Raw genomic sequence first — 341 nt, forward strand, 5'->3', positions numbered from 1 at the left:
AATGCGATGAGGTTCATCAGCGGCAATATGTTCATTTGTTTCTCATCTCCTCTTCGTCCACAAAATAATCTGACTATAACGAAAAATAGTTACTCTTATCATACCATGTTCTTCATAGATTGTGAATGACTATTCAGTCAGAATTATTTCGCAAACACTTAATCCCACTCCTATAGTGAATATTCTATCTCTTTTTTCGTTTTCCTGCTAGTATGTAAAAAGAATTACATAGGTAAAAACTAGATGAATATTAAAAATGTGGCTGATCATTCAAAATCTATACAATGTATAGCGGGGAACGGAAGAAGCGATGGACACGTCACTTCGTTACGCTCCGCAGG

The sequence above is a fragment of the Aneurinibacillus sp. UBA3580 genome, assembly GCF_002375825.1.
GTDB classification, from domain to species: Bacteria; Bacillota; Bacilli; order Aneurinibacillales; family Aneurinibacillaceae; genus Aneurinibacillus; species Aneurinibacillus danicus.